Raw genomic sequence first — 17450 nt, forward strand, 5'->3', positions numbered from 1 at the left:
AAATCTGAGCGAGGTCGGGTGGTGTCAAGCTTTGTTGCTGGTGGGAGGCGCGGCTCATTCGTACATTTGTTCTATGGATGTGCACGCGCCGATCGACCGCCTTCGGGTGGCGAGCGAGCGCGTCGTCACGCTGATTGCGGGGAGCGATATCGAGGTCCTCAGCGATCGCGAGGTCGTGGGTGTCATGGCAGAGATCACCGCGGCGCGGAACGCCCTCGACGTGCTGGCGGCGTGCGCTGCGCGTGTCATCGACGCGAGGTCGGCGCGGGAACTGGGCGGTGCGGGCTTGGCGCAGAGGCAGGGGCACCGCAACGCGACCGAGTTGTTGCAGTCGCTGACGGGGCGAAGTCGGAGAGAAGTCACGCGGTCGGTGAAGACCGGGAGCGATCTTCTTGATGTGGCACCTGTCGTGCAGGATGACAGGTCTGGCGGTCCGACGTCAGATGCGCGGCCGGCAGGGGGTGGTATAGGGGAGGCATGGCTCGACCGCGCGGGCGGTGCGCTGCGTGACGGGTCGCTCAGCCACGCGCAGTTCCAGGCAATCCGCGTGGGGCTGGGCAAGCCGCCCGTCAAGAGGTACCCCGAGCTCGACCCGGACTTCCTCCCCCGCGCCTGGGTGACGGCCGTCGAGAAGCTGATCGACGAGGCGCCACACTTTCCGGTCGAGGAGCTCCGCGCGGCGGCACGGATCGCACGGGATCGCCTCGACCCCGTCGGGGTGACGTTGCGGTTCGAGGAACGCTTCGCGGCGCGGTCGTTCCGCTCGTGGGTCGACGAGCACGGGCAGCGGCACGGGCGGTTCGTCTTCGACGACGACGCGGCAGCGTGGGTCGATGCGATCCTTCAGGCCGCTCTTCGTCCGCGGCGGGGTCCGCGGTTCGTGGACTCGGACGCGACGGTGCCCGAAGCCACAGACGAGCGGTCGGGTGAGCAGATCGCCTACGACACTCTGGTTGCCGTTATGCGCACCGGGGCCGCGGCTGATCCCGCGCAGGCGTTTGGCGATCGACAACCCGGGGTACGGATCGTGCTCGAGGCGTCGGCGCTGGCAAAGCCCGCAACGGATGGCGCCGAGGCGCCGGACGTCGGCGTTGCCGTGCGCGGAGTGGGACACCTCGAAGACGGTGGGGAGACACTCCCCGGCGGGGTCATCGGAACATATTTATGCGATACGGGCGGAGTGCCAGTCTCTGTGGGTGACGCGGGTCGGCCGCTCGACGTGGGTCGACACCAGCGTCTGTTCACCCGTGCCCAGCGGATCGCGATCGCGGTGCGAGACGGTGGCTGCATCGGTATCGGATGCCGCGCCCCCATCTCGCAGTGCGAGATGCATCACATCGATCAGTGGTCCGCCGATCACGGTAGGACGGATGTCGACGACGGCGTTCCGCTCTGCCGGAACCACCACCTGGGACTCCACAATCGGGGCGAGAGGATCGTGCGAGAACGAGATCCCGTGACTGGGCGGGATACGTATTGGCTGCACGCCCCGCCCGATCCGCGCACGGGAGAGGTGCGACCGCCGGCACTCCTGCGGTCGAGATCCCCGCGTCGCTTCGACGCGGTGTGGTCGGACGCACGTCAGGGAGGATCGCTGGCTGAGCGTGGCTCCCCGAGGGGTGCTAGCAGAGGGTCGCTGGCAGAGGATCGCTTGCTGAGGATCGATCGCTCAGGATGGATGGCTGAGGATCGCTGGCAGAGGATGGTTTGCTGAGGACCGCTCGCTGAGGGTCGTTCGATGAAAACAGCTCGGTGTGGGGCTGGGTAGGTGGGGCGGAGTGTGGCGCAGTCTGATGCGCTCGCCGTGTTTGCCGCGCCCACAGTCTCCGCCGCTACGGCGGTGTCCGGCGCTCTCGCCGCTACGGCGGCGCCCGCCGCGCTCGCCGATGTGCCGTCCGCCGAGCCTCGCGGCATCCACCGCTCTCACACGTGCCGTCAGGCGAACACGGGCGGTCGGGTCACTCCTCGTCCGCGACGATCTCCGCCTTGAACCCCGCGGAATTCTCGAGCCAGCCGGCATAGTGCGAGGGCCCACCGGCGAACGGATACCTCTCCTGATACAGCGGCCGCCACCGTTGCTCGGGTGCCGCAGCCATCACGGCATCCACATCATCACGCGAACCACCGAGGAAGGCGAGATGGTTCACCCCGGGCGCGCGACGGTCGTGATCGCGCCGTGACAGGTTCGGCGACGTCGTCAAGGTCAGGTACGGGCCGTCATCCGCGCGCCATGTCTCGCCGTCAGCCCACTGGCTGGTCTGCTCGAAACCGACGGCTCTGAGCAGCCATCCCCACTCGGCTTGCGCAACGGACAGGTCGGCGACCCAGACCTCAATATGGTGAACGCCCGGCACAGGTCAGCTCGCGGCGACCTCGGCCGGCTTGGCGGCGCGCGTCGAGCGGATCGGGTGACCGGTCGTCGTCAGGCACCGACCCGAGGCCAGATCCCACTTCCAGTCGTGCAGCGAACAGGTGAGCACGCCGTCCTCGATCTTGCCGGTCTTCGTCAGGTCCGCTCGCAGGTGCGGGCAGCGACGCTGAACGGTCCAGCCGTCGATCTCGGCATCCTCGGTCTGATCCGACTGCTCGGCGTACCAGTTCTCGACGTACTCGATCCGGTCGCGTGACAGGCACTTCAGGAACGTCGTGAGGAACTCGTTGAACTTGCCCGAACGGCCCACCTCGAACTGCATGGACAGGAAGATCGAGTTCGACCAGTCGATCTCGTGGTCGCGGATGTTCGTCGACACGAGGTCGGCGGGGATCGTGTACCAGTAGATGCAGTCCTCCCCGGCGTACTCGCGCACCTTCGCCTTGGGGAAGTCGACGACCATGTCGAGCTCGCCGATGCGGAACCGCACCGCTCCCCCGACGCCGTTGCGAATGGTGCGGGCACGACGCAGCAGCGGCTCCCACCACTCCTTGATCGCCGAGATCATCTCGGCCGGCGGCAGGATCTCGGCTCGGGATGCCACTTCGGCGGCGACCTCACTCTGGCGCGCGTCGCGCTGCTCGGCGAGGTAGTTCCACTTGTCGCCGAAGACCCGCTCGATCTCGGCATCCGTGTACAGCGTCTGAGTGACAGTGACGTCCGAGCCCTGTACCTCGACCTCGGTGCCCGGAAGGAACAGGTAGCCCTTCTGGTCGGGGCGCTGCTCCTTCATGTGCGCGAGGAACTCGCGCTGGTCGGTGAAGATCGAGTCATTGTCGAGGCCCGTGCCGTTGTAACGGAACAGTTCCTCGCGCAGGAACATCGGGGGGCCCGCCATCGGGAAGACGTGCTCGGCGTCGACCTTCTCGATGTAGTACATCGCCCGCTTGTTCTGCGCGTCGCGCTTGAGCTTGGCGAAGTTCTGCTTGGCATCCTGGGGCAGGTCGTAGACCATCGGCCACCAGATCGCGCCCGAGACCTGGGTGAAGTACGCATCGGGCTTGCCGAAGTCGAACAGCGTCTCCAGATCGAGGGGGTGCGAGTCGTTCTGGTTCAGGACGGATGCCGTGCCGTCGTCGACCGAGAGCGACGAGTCTCCGATGGGTCCGTCGGACGGTGCGCGAAGCGGCGTCACCATGAGCTTCAGGTCACCGAACTGCAGGGGCACGCCGGCCTCGGTGCGCACGAGGTTCGTGTAGCCGAGCGCGAGGAGATCCTGTTCGAGGTCGTCCGTGGGGTACTCGGGCAGAAGCACTTTGATGTCTTTCGACACATAGCGCTCGAGCATCGCCGGATCGAAATGATCGCGGTGACGGTGCGAGATGTACAGGAAGTCCGCCTTGCCGAACCGCTCCCAGTCGAGAGCGCGGTTGTCGGGGAATGGGAACCACGAGCCGAAGAAGCTCGGACCGATGACGGGGTCGCAGAGGATGCTGCCGCCCGCCGTCTCGATGAACATGCCTGCGTGGCCGAGGCCGGTGACTCTCATGTCGCTCCTGTGTCGTGGACGGAACCTGACGAGTCTACGCGGGGGTCTCCTGAGCGGTCGGTGAGCAGCGCCGCGAGATCATGCGGTCAGGCATTCCTAAGGTCTTCGGCGAGCATCACAATGATGCCGCTCGGGCCGCGCACGTAGGTGAGCTTGTAGACGTCCTGGTAGTTCGCGACGCCGCGGAGGGGATGGCATCCGTGGCGTGCGGCGATCTCGAGCGCGGCGTCAACGTCGTCGACGGAGAAGGCGACGCGGTGCATGCCGATCTCGTGGGGGCGAGTCGGTTCCGTCTCGATGGCGTCGGGATGCAGGTACTCGAAGAGTTCCAGCCGGCCGTTCCCGTCCGGCGTCTGCAGCATCGCGATCTTCGCGTGGTTCCCATCCAGACCCACGGCGGTGTCGGCCCACGTGCCGCTGATCGTGTCGCGGCCGATGACGGCCAGTCCGAGGTCGACGAAGAACGCGATCGCCGCGTCGATGTCACGGACCGCGATGCCGACGTTCTCCAGGGTGATGGCCATGCGACGCATGCTAGCCGCGGGATGCCGCGCCCTGTAGGGGCTCGTCGGAGAGAGCCCCGCTCGCCCGCCCGGGATGCGCCGCCGAGGGGCGAATGCACCGCGCCTCACGGCCCGAGCAGCCCCCGGATGTCGTCGGCATCCAGTGCGGCCGCGAACGCTTCGTCGTCGTCGATCACCGCGTCGAACAGGGCGGCCTTGCGTCGCTGGAGCGCGAGCACCTTCTCCTCGATCGTGCCCGCGGCGATCAAGCGATAGACGAACACGCTCTTGTCCTGACCGATGCGATGGGCGCGATCGATCGCCTGGGCCTCGGCGGCCGGGTTCCACCACGGGTCGAGCACGAAGACGTAATCCGCCTCGGTGAGGGTCAGCCCGAAGCCCCCGGCCTTGAGACTGATGAGGAACACGGGCGCGTCCCCCTCGCGGAAGCCGGCGACGACGTCACCGCGTCGGGTGGTGCTGCCGTCGAGGTGCGCGAAGGGGAGGCCCGCGGCATCCAGTCTCTGCGCGGCCAGGTCGAGGAACGAGGTGAACTGACTGAACACGAGGGCACGGTGGCCCTCGGCGGCGATCTCGACGAGGCGGTCGAGCAGGACATCGAGCTTGGCGGAGCCGAGGTGCGCCTCGCGGTCGTCGACGAGCCCCGGCGCCAGAGCGAGCATGCGCAGCAGGGTCAGCGATCGGAAGACGATGAAGCGCTGCCGATCGAGGTCGTCGAGCAGGCCCAGCACTTTCTGCCGCTCGCGCTGCAGCACCCGGTCGTACACGGCCTGGTGCGCGGGGCCGAGGGGCACGGCGATCTCTTGCTCCTGCTTCGGGGGGAGATCGGATGCCACGACGTCCTTCGTTCGGCGGAGCAGGAACGGCCGCACGCGCCGGCGCAGCTTGTCGAGCGTCTTCTCGCGGTGGGCACCGGCCGCCGCGGCGGAAAGCTCGGTGGGGGCATCCGAAGGCAGCTGCTCGATCGCCCGCGTGTAGTCCTCGCGGAACTGCCGGAGGGACGGGAAAAGGCCCGGGGCCGTCAGCGCCAGGAGCGCCCAGAGGTCGTCGAGCCCGTTCTCGATCGGCGTACCCGTGGCGGCGAACACCGCGTCGGTCTGCAACGCCGCGATGGCGCGGTGGACGCGGGTCGCGGGGTTCTTCACGAACTGCGCCTCGTCGAGCACCACGCCGGAGAAGTGCGGCACGGCGAACTCCTCGGCATCCGCTCGCACGACGCCGTAGGACGCGACGACGACATCCGCTTCGGCGGAGATCTCGGAGACGCTCCGGTCCCGCCGCACGGACGTGGCCTCGACGAGGGCGACCCGCAGGTCAGGAGCGAAACGGGCGGCCTCGGCGTGCCAGGTCGGCAGCACCGAGGTCGGGGCGACGACGAGCCAGGGCCGGGTGTCGCCCTGCGACCGGGTGTGGGCGATCAGCGCGAGCAACTGCAGGGTCTTTCCGAGCCCCATGTCGTCGGCCAGGATGCCGCCGAGCCGGTGCCGATGCAGGAGGGCGAGCCACGACAGACCCTCGCGCTGGTAGGGACGCAGGTCGGCGAGGAACCCGGGCGGGGTCGCCACCCGCGGCACCTCGGCGACGTCGCGCAGGGCCCGGGCGAGCTGTCGCCACTCCCCCGCCGCCTCGGACTGGTCGGCCAGGTCTTCGAACTCCGCCCACAGGGCCAGGTGCGTGCGCGGGACGCGAGGCCCGGTCTCCCATTCGTCGAGCGAGGCGGCTTCCTCGAGCAGCTCCCGCAGTCGTTGCAGGGCCGGGTGTGCGAGCGAGAACCATGCCCCGTCGGACAGCTTGATGCGCGTCCGCCCGCGCGACAGAGCGGTGAACAGCACGCCGAACGGGATCAGCCGGCCGTCGATCGTCACGGCGATCCCGAGGTCGAGCCAGTCTCGGTCGAGGGACTCCACCGTCGTGATCCGCAGCGACGGGTCTCCCCGCAACTCGCGGAACATCGGCCGCGTCCCTCGTGTGCGCACCCGCACCTCGTCGACCACGTCGATCGCGGGCAGAACGTGCGCGCTGAAGGCCGCAGCGTCCGCGTCGCGCAGGATGGTGCGCGCTGCGAGGGGCAGGTCGGATGCCGTCATCCACGCCGTCTCGAACCGCTCCCCGATCTGCGCCTCGGCGCGGACATCGCGGTCGGCGTGGTCGTCGTCGTCGTCCCACGCGACGCGGAACCCGCCGGGGTACGCCCAGTCGAGCCGGTACTCGAGCGCGTCGTCGTCGAGATAGGACACCTCGACCGTGAGCGTCGGTCGCGCCGGGGGCGGCGCCGGCACGCCCGCGCCCACCGAGAGCGGGGCGCGGCGCGCCAGCCGCGGGTAGACCTCGGCGACGAACTCCTCCGCGTCCGCCGCCGGCACCTCGACCGGCGCGCCGCCGAGCAATGTCGGAAGCGGCGCCGGTAGCTCCACGGCCGCGAGGACGAGCGGCACGGGGTCCCGGTCGAGTTCGTACGCGAACACACCCGAGGTGCCGATTGCTCGCGAGTGCGCGGCGTCGACGGGTCGCCCGTCGATCTCGAGCTCGGCCGATACCCGCAGCGCTCCCCCGCCCACGGCGTCGAGTGCCACCCGCGCTGTCGCCACCACCGCGAGGCGCACGCTCTGCTGCGCGTGCAGGGACACGATCGGGATGCCGAGAGCGTCGGCCGCGCGCAGGTGCGGCCAGAGCAGGGGCGACTCGACCGCGTCGAGGGCGACGGTGTCGCCGGACGGAGCGAACGGACCCGTCGTGCGCAGCGCCTGGGCGAGGGCGTGGAGTTCGGCGAACCACCGCACCTGCGCCGGGTCGAAGCGGCCGGAGGAACGGCGCACGGCATCCCATGTGGCATCCGCTCGGATCCACGTGTCGCGCGCTCCGCGCACGAGGGGCCGCGCGACGAGCTGCAGATCGTCCTGCCGCTGCGAGAGCATCCGCGGGGTGACCGAGAGGACCGCGCGAGCGTCCCATCGGGCGGGGTCGTACGCCTCGCGCTGGCGCAACTCGATGCCGAGGGCGAGCGGGTCGAACGCGGTCGGCTCGCTGCCGGGGAGGAGGGCGCGCCAGGTGGTCACGCGAGCATCCTGCCGGAGGCCTCCGACATCAGCTGTCGCGCCCTTCGGCCCGCCCGGTGGCATCCCGCATCCGCCCGGAAACGCCGCGACGCGACCGCCGACGGGGTGTCGGGGCCGCGTCGGAGTACTTCGCGAGGAAGCAGGGTGCGGGCGATCAGGACGAACGCGCGATGCGCGCGAGCACGCCGTGAACGAACGAGCCGGAGTCGTCGGTGGAGAACTCCTTTGCGAGCTCCACGGCTTCGTCGATGGCGACGGCCGTGGGGACCTCGTCGTTGTAGAGGATCTCCCACGCGCCGATGCGCAGCAGCGCGCGGTCGACCGCGGGCATGCGCTGCAGCGACCAGTCCTTGGCGAACGTCGTGATCTGCTCGTCGATCTCGTCGCGGTTGTCGATGATGCCGTCGACGATGTCACGGGCATACAGCCACGACACCTGACGGTCGGGCTCGGATGAGGCGCGCTTGGCTTCGGTGGCCAGCATGATCGCGAGCTCTTCGCCGCGCACGTCGGCTTGGAAAAGAATGTCGAGGGCGCGCTTGCGCGCCTTGGTACGAGCGCTCAAGGTCAGCTGATGCGGCCGAGGTACTCGCCGGTGCGAGTGTCGACCTTGATCTTCGTGCCGGTCTCGAGGAACAGCGGAACCTGCATCTCGTAGCCGGTCTCGACGGTGGCGGGCTTGGTGCCGGCCGACGAGCGGTCGCCCTGCAGGCCCGGCTCGGTGTAGGTGACCTCGAGCACGACCGACGGGGGCATCTCGACGTAGAGCGGATTGCCGTTGTTGAGCGCGATCTGCACCTGCTGGTTCTCGAGCAGGAAGTTGGCCGCGTCGCCGACGGTGGCGGAACCGACGGTGATCTGGTCGTAGTCGGCGACGTCCATGAAGACGAAGCCGTCGCCGTCGTTGTAGAGGTAGGTGAAGTCGCGGCGGTCGACGTTCTCGGTCTCGATCTTCGCGCCCGCGTTGAACGTCTTGTCGACGACCTTGCCGCTCATGACGTTCTTGAGCTTGGTGCGCACGAAGGCCCCGCCCTTGCCGGGCTTGACGTGCTGGAACTCCACGACGCTCCAGAGCTGACCGTCGATGTTCAGGACGACGCCGTTCTTGATGTCCGCAGTGGATGCCATGAGTGCCAGTGTTCCGTTTCGTGTGAGGAGAGGCGGCGCTCCGGCGCACACCCAGCGACCGAGTCTACGCGATGCCTTGTGGCGGATGGGTTCGGTCGGGCGGGTCAGCCGTCGGCGCGACCCGAGATCACGTCGACGAGCAGGTCGACCGCGCGCGCGTAGCCGGGCACGCCTTCGCCGACGACGTGCACGACCGCGACGTCCTCGATGTACGAGAAGTGCCGGAACGCCTCTCGTTCCTTGATGTTCGAGATGTGCACCTCGGCGACCGGAAGGGCGACGGATGCCAAGGCGTCGCGCAGTGCCACCGAGGTATGCGTGAGCCCCCCGGCGTTGATGACGATGCCCGCGCAGTCGAGGCGCGCGGCGTGGATCGCGTCGATGAGGACGCCCTCGTGGTTGCTCTGCAGAGCCCGCACCTCGAGACCGTGGCGCCCGGCGGCCTCGGCGGTGACGCGCTCGACGTCGACGAGCGTGTCCCGCCCGTAGATCTCGGGTTGGCGGGTGCCGAGCAGGTTCAGGTTCGGCCCGTTCACGAGCAGCAGGCGGGGGGGCGTCGTCATGTCGGGCACGCTATCAGCGACGACCCTGCGCGGTGAGGCGCACGGGCGCCGTGCCCGCGCCATAGCCGGCGTATCCGCCGACCCGCTCGACGAACTCGAAGAACACCTCGCCGATCGTGCGCGTATAGAAGTGGAGGTAGGCGCCCGCGGCATCCCGGTCGTATCCGAGGTGGAGGTCGCGCAACTCCTCGACCTGGGCCTCGGTGAGAGGGAAGCGGGCGGCGATGTCGTCGTAGTAGTTGCCGGGCATCTCCAGCGGCGCGAATCCGCGATCGCGAGCGCTCCGTGCAACGGCGCGAACGTCATCGCTGGCGAAGGCGACGTGCTGCGGGAGCGCGACGCCGGCCCGCTCGGCGGCGAGGATCGGCGGGGCGACGTTGAGCGGGAGGCGTACGTCTCCACCCGGAGCGACCAGCACCCGGCTGGTCACGAGGCCGCGGGGTCCCGGCACCTCGGTGGCGCTGTCGACGCGCAGGGCGAAGCCCGCCGTGTAGAACAGGGTGGCTTCTTCGACGGCGTCCCAGGGCTGGCTGAGACTGACGTGGTCCACGCCCGTGATCGCGGTCGCGCGCTCCGGCTCGCCGTGATCGAACTCCCTCACCCAGACGGGATCGCCCTCGTCGGCGGCCTGCGCCCAGTACACCTCGGTTCCATCGGGAGCCACTGCGCCATCCAGTCGCTCCTCGGTCGCGTACGTGCGGCGATAGGCGCGTGGCACACGCAGTTCGCCCATGCGCAGGTCGACGGCCTCGGCGTCGTCGACCTCGAGCCCGATCGCCGCCAGGCGCGGCTCCCAGCCTCGCGCGTGCTGCTCGTTGAGCACCACGCGGGCCTCGCCCGCCGTCCAGAGCGTGACCGGCTTGGTGCGATGCCGTCCACGGGAGGTGAAGCCCAGTTGCGCGAGCAGTTCCTCGATCGCGGAGGTGTCCTCGGCCTTCACCTCGACGAAATCGACGCTCGAGGGCGCGGCCGAGTCGGGGAGCATCTGCAGGTCGGTCGGGGCGTCGGGCAGCACACGCGAGACGGCGTCCTCGAGCCAGCGCAACGACCGGCGGGCGTGGCGGGCCGTGCGCCGGGCGTCGGTCTGCCGGAAGGTGTCATTGAACACCTCCAGGGACCAGGGCCCGGTGTATCCGGCATCCACGATCCGTGCGGTGAAGTCGGCGAGGTCGAACTCGCCCTCCCCGGGGAACAGGCGGTGGTGTCGGCTCCACGACAGCACGTCCATGCTCAGGCGGGGCGCGTCGGCGAGCTGCACGAAGAAGATCTTCTCCCCCGGGATGTCGCTGATCGCGGAGAGGTCGTGCCCGCGCGAGAGGATGTGGAACGAGTCGAGGCAGACCCCGACCGCCGGGTGGTCGGCTCGCTCCACGATGCGCCACGCCCGACGGTAGTCGTCGATGAAGCGCCCCCACGCGAGGGCTTCGAAGGCGATGCGGATGCCGTACCCCGCCGCGAGGTCGCCGAGGCGTCGGAGCTGGTCGGCGGACACAGCGTCGTCGTCGATCGTCGCGGTGCCGACGTTGCTGCAGCAGAGCACGAGATCCATGCCGAGGCGCCGCATGAGGCGGAACTTCGCTTCGGCGCGGTGCAGGACCGCCGCGAGGGCCTCGTCGTCGACGCCCTCGACGTCGCGCATCGGCTGGTAGAGGTCGAGGCTGAGCCCCAGTCGCGCGGCCAGCGCGGCGATCTCCTCCGGGCTCTCCGCGGCCGCGAGCAGGTCGGGCTCGAAGATCTCCACGCCGTCGAAGCCGGCGTCGGCGCAGGCGTGCAGTTTGTCGGCGAGCGTCCCGCTGATGCAGACGGTCGCGATCGAGGTCCTCATGGCGGCCGAATGTACCATCTGGTACAAAGCGGGTCCACTAGTCTGACCGAATGGCCGAGGCACGCAGGGACGCCGAACGTACCCGCGCCGAGCTTCTGGCCGTCGCGACCGAGGTCTTCGCCGAAGACGGGTTCTCCGGTGCCCGCGTCGACGACATCGCCGCGCGCACCCGCACCACCAAGCGGATGATCTACTACTACTTCGGTGGCAAAGAGGGGCTCTACCGCGCGGTGCTCGAGGAGGCATACCGCGGCATCCGCGAGGCGGAGCGGGCGATCGACGTCGATCACGCTGACCCCGTGGATGCCATTCGCGCCCTCGCCGAGCTGACCTTCGACCATCACGTGGGCCACGAGGCCTTCATCCGGCTGGTCGCGATCGAGAACATCCATCGCGGCGAGTTCATCCGTCAGATCGACGGGCTGCGGACGCTCTCGCAGCCGGCGAAGAGTCTGCTCGACGAGATCCTCGAGCGCGGCCGGGACGCGGGAGTGTTCCGCTCCGATGTCGACGCGATCGACGTGCACCTCGTAATCAGCTCGTACTGCGTCTTCCAGGTCGCGAACCAGTACACCTTCGGTCACCTCTTCGACGTCGACCTCGCCTCGCCCAAGCGTCGGGCGCACCTGCGCGCCGCGCTCGGCGACGTGGTCGTCGGCTGGCTGACGGCCCCCGCGCGCTGATCCGCCGCGCGGATGTCTCGCGTGCCCCGTCCGCGTGTCGAGTGTCCACGACACCCGGAGCGCTTCGAAGAGCGTCCGGGTGTCTCGGACACTCGACTCTGACGTGCGGCGCGGGGGCCGGGCGCGGGTGCGGCGTACCCCGTCCGCGGGTCGGGTGTCCACGACACCCGGAGCGTTTCGTGGAGGGTCCGGGTGTCTCGGACACTCGATGTGCCTGCACCCCCGCCCGCGACCCGCCCCCGGCGCCGTGTCCGGCACCAGCGCCCCCGACGGAGCCGACTTTGCGGCGTGGCATCCGGAATTCGTCGTTGACAGCGCGCTCCGGTCGTGGTTTCCTCTGAACGTACCGGTTAGTACATAACCGGCGACACGGACACGAAGGAGTACCGTGAACGACGCGCACCCGTATCTCGTCGGCCTCATCGGCACGGGGGTCCTCCCCTCACTCACCCCGCCGATGCACATGGCCGAAGCGCGCGCACTCGGGCTGACGTACGTCTACCGCCCCCTCGACCTCACCGCGCTGGGCATCGACCCCGAGCGCATCGGCGACGTGCTCGCCTGGGCGGAGCGCCTGGGCTACGACGCTGTCAACGTCACCCACCCGTGCAAGCAGAGCGTGCTCGCCCACCTCGACCGCATCGATCCCGTCGCCGTCGCCCTCGGCGCGGTCAACACGGTGCTCTTCACCGCGTCGGGCCGCGTCGGGTACAACACCGACACGACGGGGTTCGCCGCCGCGTTCGCCGACGGGCTCCCGGATGCCGCGACCCGCCACGTCGTCCAGCTCGGCGCCGGAGGGGCGGGGTCCGCCGTGGCCGACGCGCTGCTGCGTCTCGGCACCGCGCGGTTGAGCATCGTCGACCTCGACCCGAAGCGTTCCGGCGCCCTCGCCGACGACCTGGCCGCTCGGCATCCGCTCGCCGTCGTGGACACGGCCGCACCCGCCGACCTGGGCGAGGTCCTCGCCGACGCCGACGGTCTCGTGCACTGCACGCCGGTCGGGATGGCCGAGCACCCGGGACTCCCCCTCGACGTCACCCTGTTGCGCCCCGACCTCTGGGTCGCCGACATCGTTTACCGCCCCCTCGACACCGAACTCCTCGTCACCGCGCGCGAGCGTGGCTGCCGCACGCTCAGCGGCGGACGCATGGCGGTCCACCAGGCCGTCGACGCGTTCGCGCTCATCACGGGGACGCGACCCGACCCCGACCGCATGACCACCCATTTCCTCGACCTGGTCGCCGCCGACGCCCCCGTCGGACCGGCCGTCGCCCGCTAAGGAGCATCCGTCCATGACCACCACCGCAACGACGCGGAAGACTCCCGTGAAGGCGGCCACGGCCAGCTTCATGGGCAGCGCCGTGGAGTACTACGACTTCTTCCTCTTCGGCTCCGCCGCCGCCCTCATCTTCCCGACGGTGTTCTTCCCCTCGGGCGATCAGGCCGCGCTGGTGATGTCGTTCGCGACCTTCGGGTTCGCCTACATCGCCCGCCCTTTCGGCGCGATCATCCTCGGCCACTTCGGTGATCGCATCGGCCGCCAGAAGGTGCTGATGTTCACTCTGGTGCTGATGGGTCTGTCGACGTTCATCATCGGCTGCCTCCCCGGTTTCGCGCAGATCGGCTGGTTCGCGCCGGCGCTGCTGGTGCTGTGCCGCCTTGCGCAGGGCCTGTCGGCCGCGGGTGAGCAGGCCGGGGCCTCGTCGCTCACCCTCGAGCACGCCCCCGACGGGCGTCGCTCCTTCTTCACCTCGTGGACGCTCACGGGGACCCAGGGCGGCCAGATCCTCGCCGCGCTCATCTTCATCCCGGTCGTCGCCCTCCCCGACGACATCAAGTTCTCGTGGGGTTGGCGCGTGCCGTTCTGGCTGAGCGCCGTGGTCGTCGTCGTGGCGTTCTTCATCCGACGGAGCCTGCACGAGACGCCCGAGTTCGAGCAGGCGAAGGCGACCGGTCAGATCGCGCGGATGCCGCTCGTCCCGCTGCTGAAGAACCACTGGCGCGACGTGCTCCGTGTGATCTTCTGCGCCTTCATCGCCGCGGTCTCGACCGTCTTCGGCACCCTCGCCATCGCGTACGGCAAGGAGGTCGGTCTCGCCGCCAGCGTGACGCTGTGGCTGGTCGTCGTCGCCAACGTCGTGGCGCTGTTCACGCAGCCACTGTTCGGCAAGCTCGCCGACCGGATCGGTCGCAAGCCCGTCTTCATCTACGGCGCCCTGTCGTCGGCCGCGTTCATGCCCTTCTACATGCTGTCGATGGGCGCCGGGAACGACCTTCTGACTTTCGCTCTGGCGATTCTCACGTTCTCCTGCGGATACGCCGCGGCCAACGCGGTTTGGCCCTCGTTCTACGGCGAGATGTTCAGCACCCGCGTGCGCTTCTCGGGCATGGCGATCGGCACGCAGCTCGGCTTCCTCATGGCCGGCTTCGCGCCCAGCATCGTCGCGGCCCTCGGCGGCGGCGGCGCCGGCGGCTGGATCGTCATCAGCATCTTCACCGCGGCCATCGCGATCATCGCCTCGGTCAGTGCGCTCACGGCTCGCGAGACGAAGAACGTCCCCACTGATCAGCTCGGCCTCGCCGCTGAGAAGCGGGTTCCCGTCTCGGTCTGACCCGGGACGCTGCGGCCCCGTCTCCTCCGGGAGGCGGGGCCGTCCGCGTGCGCGCCGTGTCGCGGAGGCGTATCACCCCCCAGTGAACACGTGACGCATCTCGCAGAAAGGACGATTTCTCGCACCAATCGCGGCGGATTCTGCGATATCCGCGCGAGGATGCGGGGCCCGTACGGGTGGATGGTGTCTGCGAGGCCGCGCGGCGTCCGCACGGCCGCGCTGCGTCCGCATCGGTGCGCGAACGTGCGCGATACGCGAAACCCGCGCCGCTTCGTGACGGTTCGACGCGGAGCGCGCTACGCCCCGACCTCCTGGTACGCCGCGAACAGCAGCGACTCGTCGGGGGCCTGCAGCACCGTGGGGCGCGCGAGGTCGTCGAGCACGATGAAGCGCAGCATCGCCCCGCGGCTCTTCTTGTCGCGCTGCATCGTGGCCTTGAGCGTCTGGAACGCTCCGGCCCGGTAGGTCGTCGGCAGCCCGAGCGATTCGAGCACGGTGCGGTGGCGCTGCGCGACGTCGTCGGACAGGCGGCCGGCGAGGCGCGACAGTTCGGCGGCGAAGACCATGCCCACCGAGATCGCGGCGCCGTGACGCCAGCGGTAGCGCTCGGCGTGCTCGATCGCGTGGCCGAGAGTGTGCCCGTAATTGAGCACCTCGCGAAGTCCCGCCTCGCGCAGGTCTTCACCCACGACCCGCGCCTTCATGTCGATGGCCAGTTCGATGCACCGGCGGAACGCCTCACCGCGCGGGTCGACGATGTTCTCGGGATCGGCCTCGATGAGGTCGAGGATCTCTGGATGCCAGATGAAACCGGCCTTCACCACTTCGGCGAAGCCGGCGGTCGCTTCGTTCTTCGACAGCGTGTCGAGCAGGTCGAGGTCGCAGATGACGGCGGCCGGCGGCCAGAAGGCCCCCACGAGGTTCTTGCCCTCGGCGGTGTTGATACCGGTCTTGCCGCCCACCGCGGCATCCACCATGCCGAGAACGGTCGTGGGCACCTGCACCAGGGCGACGCCGCGCAGCCAGGTCGCGGCGACGAAGCCGGCGAGGTCGGTGACCGCTCCCCCGCCGAAGCCGACGACGACGTCGGTGCGGGTGAAGTCGGCCTGACCCATGACCTGCCAGCAGAACGATGCCACCTCCACGCGCTTGCCGGCCTCGGCATCCGGGATCTCGGCGAGCAGCACCTGACGGTCGCCCATGAGCTGGGCGCGCAGCGCCTCGGCCTGCGCCGCGAGGGTCGGCGGGTGCACGACGAGCACCTTGCGCGCGGCAGCCGGCAGCACCGAGCCCAGCGAGGCGAGCAAGCCGCGGCCGATGGTGATGTCGTACCCGGAATCGCCGGCGACGCTGATGGTGGTGGTGTCGGTCATGCCGTCTCTCCAGCCGGCACACGGCGTGCCCAGGCCACGATGTCGTCGACGACCCGCGCGAGCGGGCCCGAGGAGGTGTCGAAAGTGATGTCGGCGGTCCGCTCGTAGACGGGCCGCCGTTCGTCATAGATGCGCTGCCAGCGGGCGACGGGGTCCTCGCCACCCAGCAGGGGGCGTTCGTCGCCGTGGATCCGGGATGCCACCACGTGTGGCGCCACCGTCAGCAGGACGACGCGGTGAGCGGTGAGGCGGTCCCGGGTCACCGGATCGAGCACGGCACCGCCGCCGAGGGCGATCACGCCGCCGCGGGCCAGGGCCTCGGCGACCGCGTCGCGCTCCAGGGCGCGGAAGTGCGGCTCGCCGTGGGCCACGAAAAGGGCGGGAATGGGGCCGTGATCACGCACGACGAGCTTGTCGGTGTCGGTGAACGGGGTGCCCAGAGCCCGCGCGACGCGTCGGCCCACGCTCGTCTTCCCTGCCCCCATCGGCCCGATGAGCACGACGGCCGGCGCGCCAGCCGCGTCGGGTGCGACCTCAGGCGAGGTCATGCGCGAGGAGCGCGGCGTCGGACGCGTCGGTCGTGCGCAGCGTCTCGGGCAGGTTCGCGAGGTACGTCTCGAGGTTGCGCCGCGTCTCGACGATGTTGTCCCCGCCGAACTTGTCGAGCACGGCGTCGGCGAGCGTGACGGCGATCATGGCCTCTGCAACGACGCCGGCGGCGGGCACCGCGCACACGTCGGAACGCTGGTGGTGAGCAGCGGCGGTGTCGCCGGTGGCGACGTCGACCGTGCGCAGGGCCTTGGGGATGGTGGCGATCGGCTTCATGCCGGCGCGCACGCGCAGCACCGTCCCGGTCGACATGCCGCCCTCGGTGCCGCCGGCCCGGTCGGACGAACGGGTGATGCCGTCACCCGTGGCGAACAACTCGTCGTGCGCCTGCGACCCGCGACGGGTCGTGGTGAGGAAGCCGTCGCCGACCTCGACGCCCTTGATCGCCTGGATGCTCATCAGAGCGTGAGCGAGCTTGGCATCCAATCGACGATCCCACTGCACGTGGGATCCGAGCCCCGGCGGCAGGCCGTAGGCGAGCACCTCGACGATGCCGCCGAGCGTGTCGCCGGCCTTCTTGGCGTCGTCCACCTCGGCGACCATCGCCGCGCTGGTCTCGGGGTGGAAGCAACGCAGCGGATCGGCGTCGAGCAGGTCGACGTCGTCGGGGGTCGGGAAGGCGGCGTCGTCGGGAACCCGCACCGGGCCGATCGAGAGCGTGTGGCTCACCAGCCGGATGCCGAGCTCGCTCAGGAACGACCGCGCGATAGCGCCGAGGGCCACGCGGGCCGCGGTCTCGCGGGCGGAGGCGCGCTCCAGGATCGGCCGGGCCTCGTCGAAGCCGTACTTCTGCATACCGACGAGGTCGGCGTGGCCCGGACGCGGACGCGTGAGAGCGGCGCCGCGGCCGCGCGAGCGGTCGGACAGCTCGATCGGCTCCGGGCTCATGACCTCGGTCCACTTCGGCCACTCCGTGTTGCCGATGCGCAACGCGATGGGGCTGCCGATGGTGAAGCCGTGGACGACACCGGTCGAGAGCGTCAGCTCGTCTTCTTCGAACTTCATTCGGGAACCGCGGCCGTAGCCCAGGCGACGGCGCGCGAGCTCGGCGCGAATCTGCGCGGATGACACCGGAACACCGGCCGGCATCCCCTCCATGAGGGCGATCAGTTCGGGGCCGTGGGACTCGCCGGCCGTGAGAACGCGAAGCATTC

15 protein-coding genes are annotated in these 17450 nt (G+C 69.7%); 4 read left to right on the forward strand and 11 right to left on the reverse strand.

Annotated elements, in window-relative coordinates; translation table 11 throughout:
• Positions 1 to 73: 73 nt before the first annotated feature.
• Entirely contained in the window at positions 74 to 1714 is a 1641-nt protein-coding gene (locus tag MT347_RS06635; RefSeq protein WP_243499351.1) for an HNH endonuclease signature motif containing protein, read from the forward strand.
• A 244-nt stretch (positions 1715 to 1958) separates the two neighbouring features.
• On the opposite strand, the gene MT347_RS06640 is transcribed toward MT347_RS06635, so the two are convergent.
• The 8 genes from MT347_RS06640 to MT347_RS06675 form a co-directional block, all read right to left on the reverse strand.
• Entirely contained in the window at positions 1959 to 2354 is a 396-nt protein-coding gene (locus tag MT347_RS06640; RefSeq protein WP_243499353.1) for a VOC family protein, read from the reverse strand.
• A 3-nt stretch (positions 2355 to 2357) separates the two neighbouring features.
• On the reverse strand, positions 2358 to 3920 hold the full coding sequence (locus tag MT347_RS06645) for a Rieske 2Fe-2S domain-containing protein (protein ID WP_243499355.1): 1563 nt from the start codon (positions 3918 to 3920) through the stop codon (positions 2358 to 2360).
• An 86-nt stretch (positions 3921 to 4006) separates the two neighbouring features.
• Positions 4007 to 4444, reverse strand: coding sequence for a VOC family protein (locus tag MT347_RS06650; RefSeq protein WP_243499357.1), 438 nt, complete (start codon positions 4442 to 4444; stop codon positions 4007 to 4009).
• A gap of 104 nt (positions 4445 to 4548) precedes the next feature.
• Positions 4549 to 7500: a DEAD/DEAH box helicase gene (locus MT347_RS18360; RefSeq protein ID WP_243499359.1), complete on the reverse strand. Its 2952-nt coding sequence runs from the start codon at positions 7498 to 7500 to the stop codon at positions 4549 to 4551.
• A gap of 154 nt (positions 7501 to 7654) precedes the next feature.
• The gene (nusB, locus tag MT347_RS06660) at positions 7655 to 8065 is read right to left on the reverse strand and encodes a transcription antitermination factor NusB (protein WP_243499361.1); all 411 of its coding nucleotides are present in this window, start codon (positions 8063 to 8065) and stop codon (positions 7655 to 7657) included.
• A gap of 2 nt (positions 8066 to 8067) precedes the next feature.
• On the reverse strand, positions 8068 to 8628 hold the full coding sequence (gene efp / locus MT347_RS06665; protein ID WP_183419607.1) for an elongation factor P: 561 nt from the start codon (positions 8626 to 8628) through the stop codon (positions 8068 to 8070).
• A gap of 104 nt (positions 8629 to 8732) precedes the next feature.
• On the reverse strand, positions 8733 to 9191 hold the full coding sequence (locus MT347_RS06670) for a type II 3-dehydroquinate dehydratase (RefSeq protein WP_243499363.1): 459 nt from the start codon (positions 9189 to 9191) through the stop codon (positions 8733 to 8735).
• 13 nt (positions 9192 to 9204) lie between these two features.
• A complete protein-coding gene (locus MT347_RS06675; RefSeq protein WP_243499365.1) occupies positions 9205 to 11016 on the reverse strand; it encodes a sugar phosphate isomerase/epimerase and 4-hydroxyphenylpyruvate domain-containing protein in 1812 nt (603 codons plus the stop codon).
• Positions 11017 to 11066: 50 nt separating this feature from the next.
• On the opposite strand from MT347_RS06675, the gene MT347_RS06680 reads away from it, so the two are divergent.
• The 3 genes from MT347_RS06680 to MT347_RS06690 all read left to right on the forward strand — a co-directional run bounded on the left by MT347_RS06680 (position 11067) and on the right by MT347_RS06690 (position 14314).
• Positions 11067 to 11699: a TetR/AcrR family transcriptional regulator gene (locus tag MT347_RS06680; RefSeq protein WP_243499367.1), complete on the forward strand. Its 633-nt coding sequence runs from the start codon at positions 11067 to 11069 to the stop codon at positions 11697 to 11699.
• 388 nt (positions 11700 to 12087) lie between these two features.
• Positions 12088 to 12981, forward strand: coding sequence for a shikimate dehydrogenase (locus MT347_RS06685; protein ID WP_243499369.1), 894 nt, complete (start codon positions 12088 to 12090; stop codon positions 12979 to 12981).
• 13 nt (positions 12982 to 12994) lie between these two features.
• A complete protein-coding gene (locus MT347_RS06690; protein WP_243499371.1) occupies positions 12995 to 14314 on the forward strand; it encodes an MFS transporter in 1320 nt (439 codons plus the stop codon).
• A gap of 296 nt (positions 14315 to 14610) precedes the next feature.
• On the opposite strand, the gene aroB is transcribed toward MT347_RS06690, so the two are convergent.
• The 3 genes from aroB to aroC are packed head-to-tail and all read right to left on the reverse strand — an operon-like array spanning position 14611 to position 17448.
• Entirely contained in the window at positions 14611 to 15687 is a 1077-nt protein-coding gene (gene aroB, locus MT347_RS06695; RefSeq protein WP_243499373.1) for a 3-dehydroquinate synthase, read from the reverse strand.
• Positions 15684 to 16235 (reverse strand): shikimate kinase, encoded by a 552-nt coding sequence (locus MT347_RS06700; RefSeq protein WP_243499375.1) that lies wholly within the window; start codon positions 16233 to 16235, stop codon positions 15684 to 15686. Before MT347_RS06700 ends, aroB begins: the two co-directional genes overlap by 4 nt.
• Positions 16222 to 17448 (reverse strand): chorismate synthase, encoded by a 1227-nt coding sequence (aroC, locus tag MT347_RS06705; protein WP_243499377.1) that lies wholly within the window; start codon positions 17446 to 17448, stop codon positions 16222 to 16224. Before aroC ends, MT347_RS06700 begins: the two co-directional genes overlap by 14 nt.
• Positions 17449 to 17450 lie beyond the last annotated feature (2 nt).

The sequence above is a fragment of the Microbacterium sp. VKM Ac-2923 genome (assembly GCF_022815605.1).
In the GTDB taxonomy this organism is placed as follows: domain Bacteria; phylum Actinomycetota; class Actinomycetes; order Actinomycetales; family Microbacteriaceae; genus Microbacterium.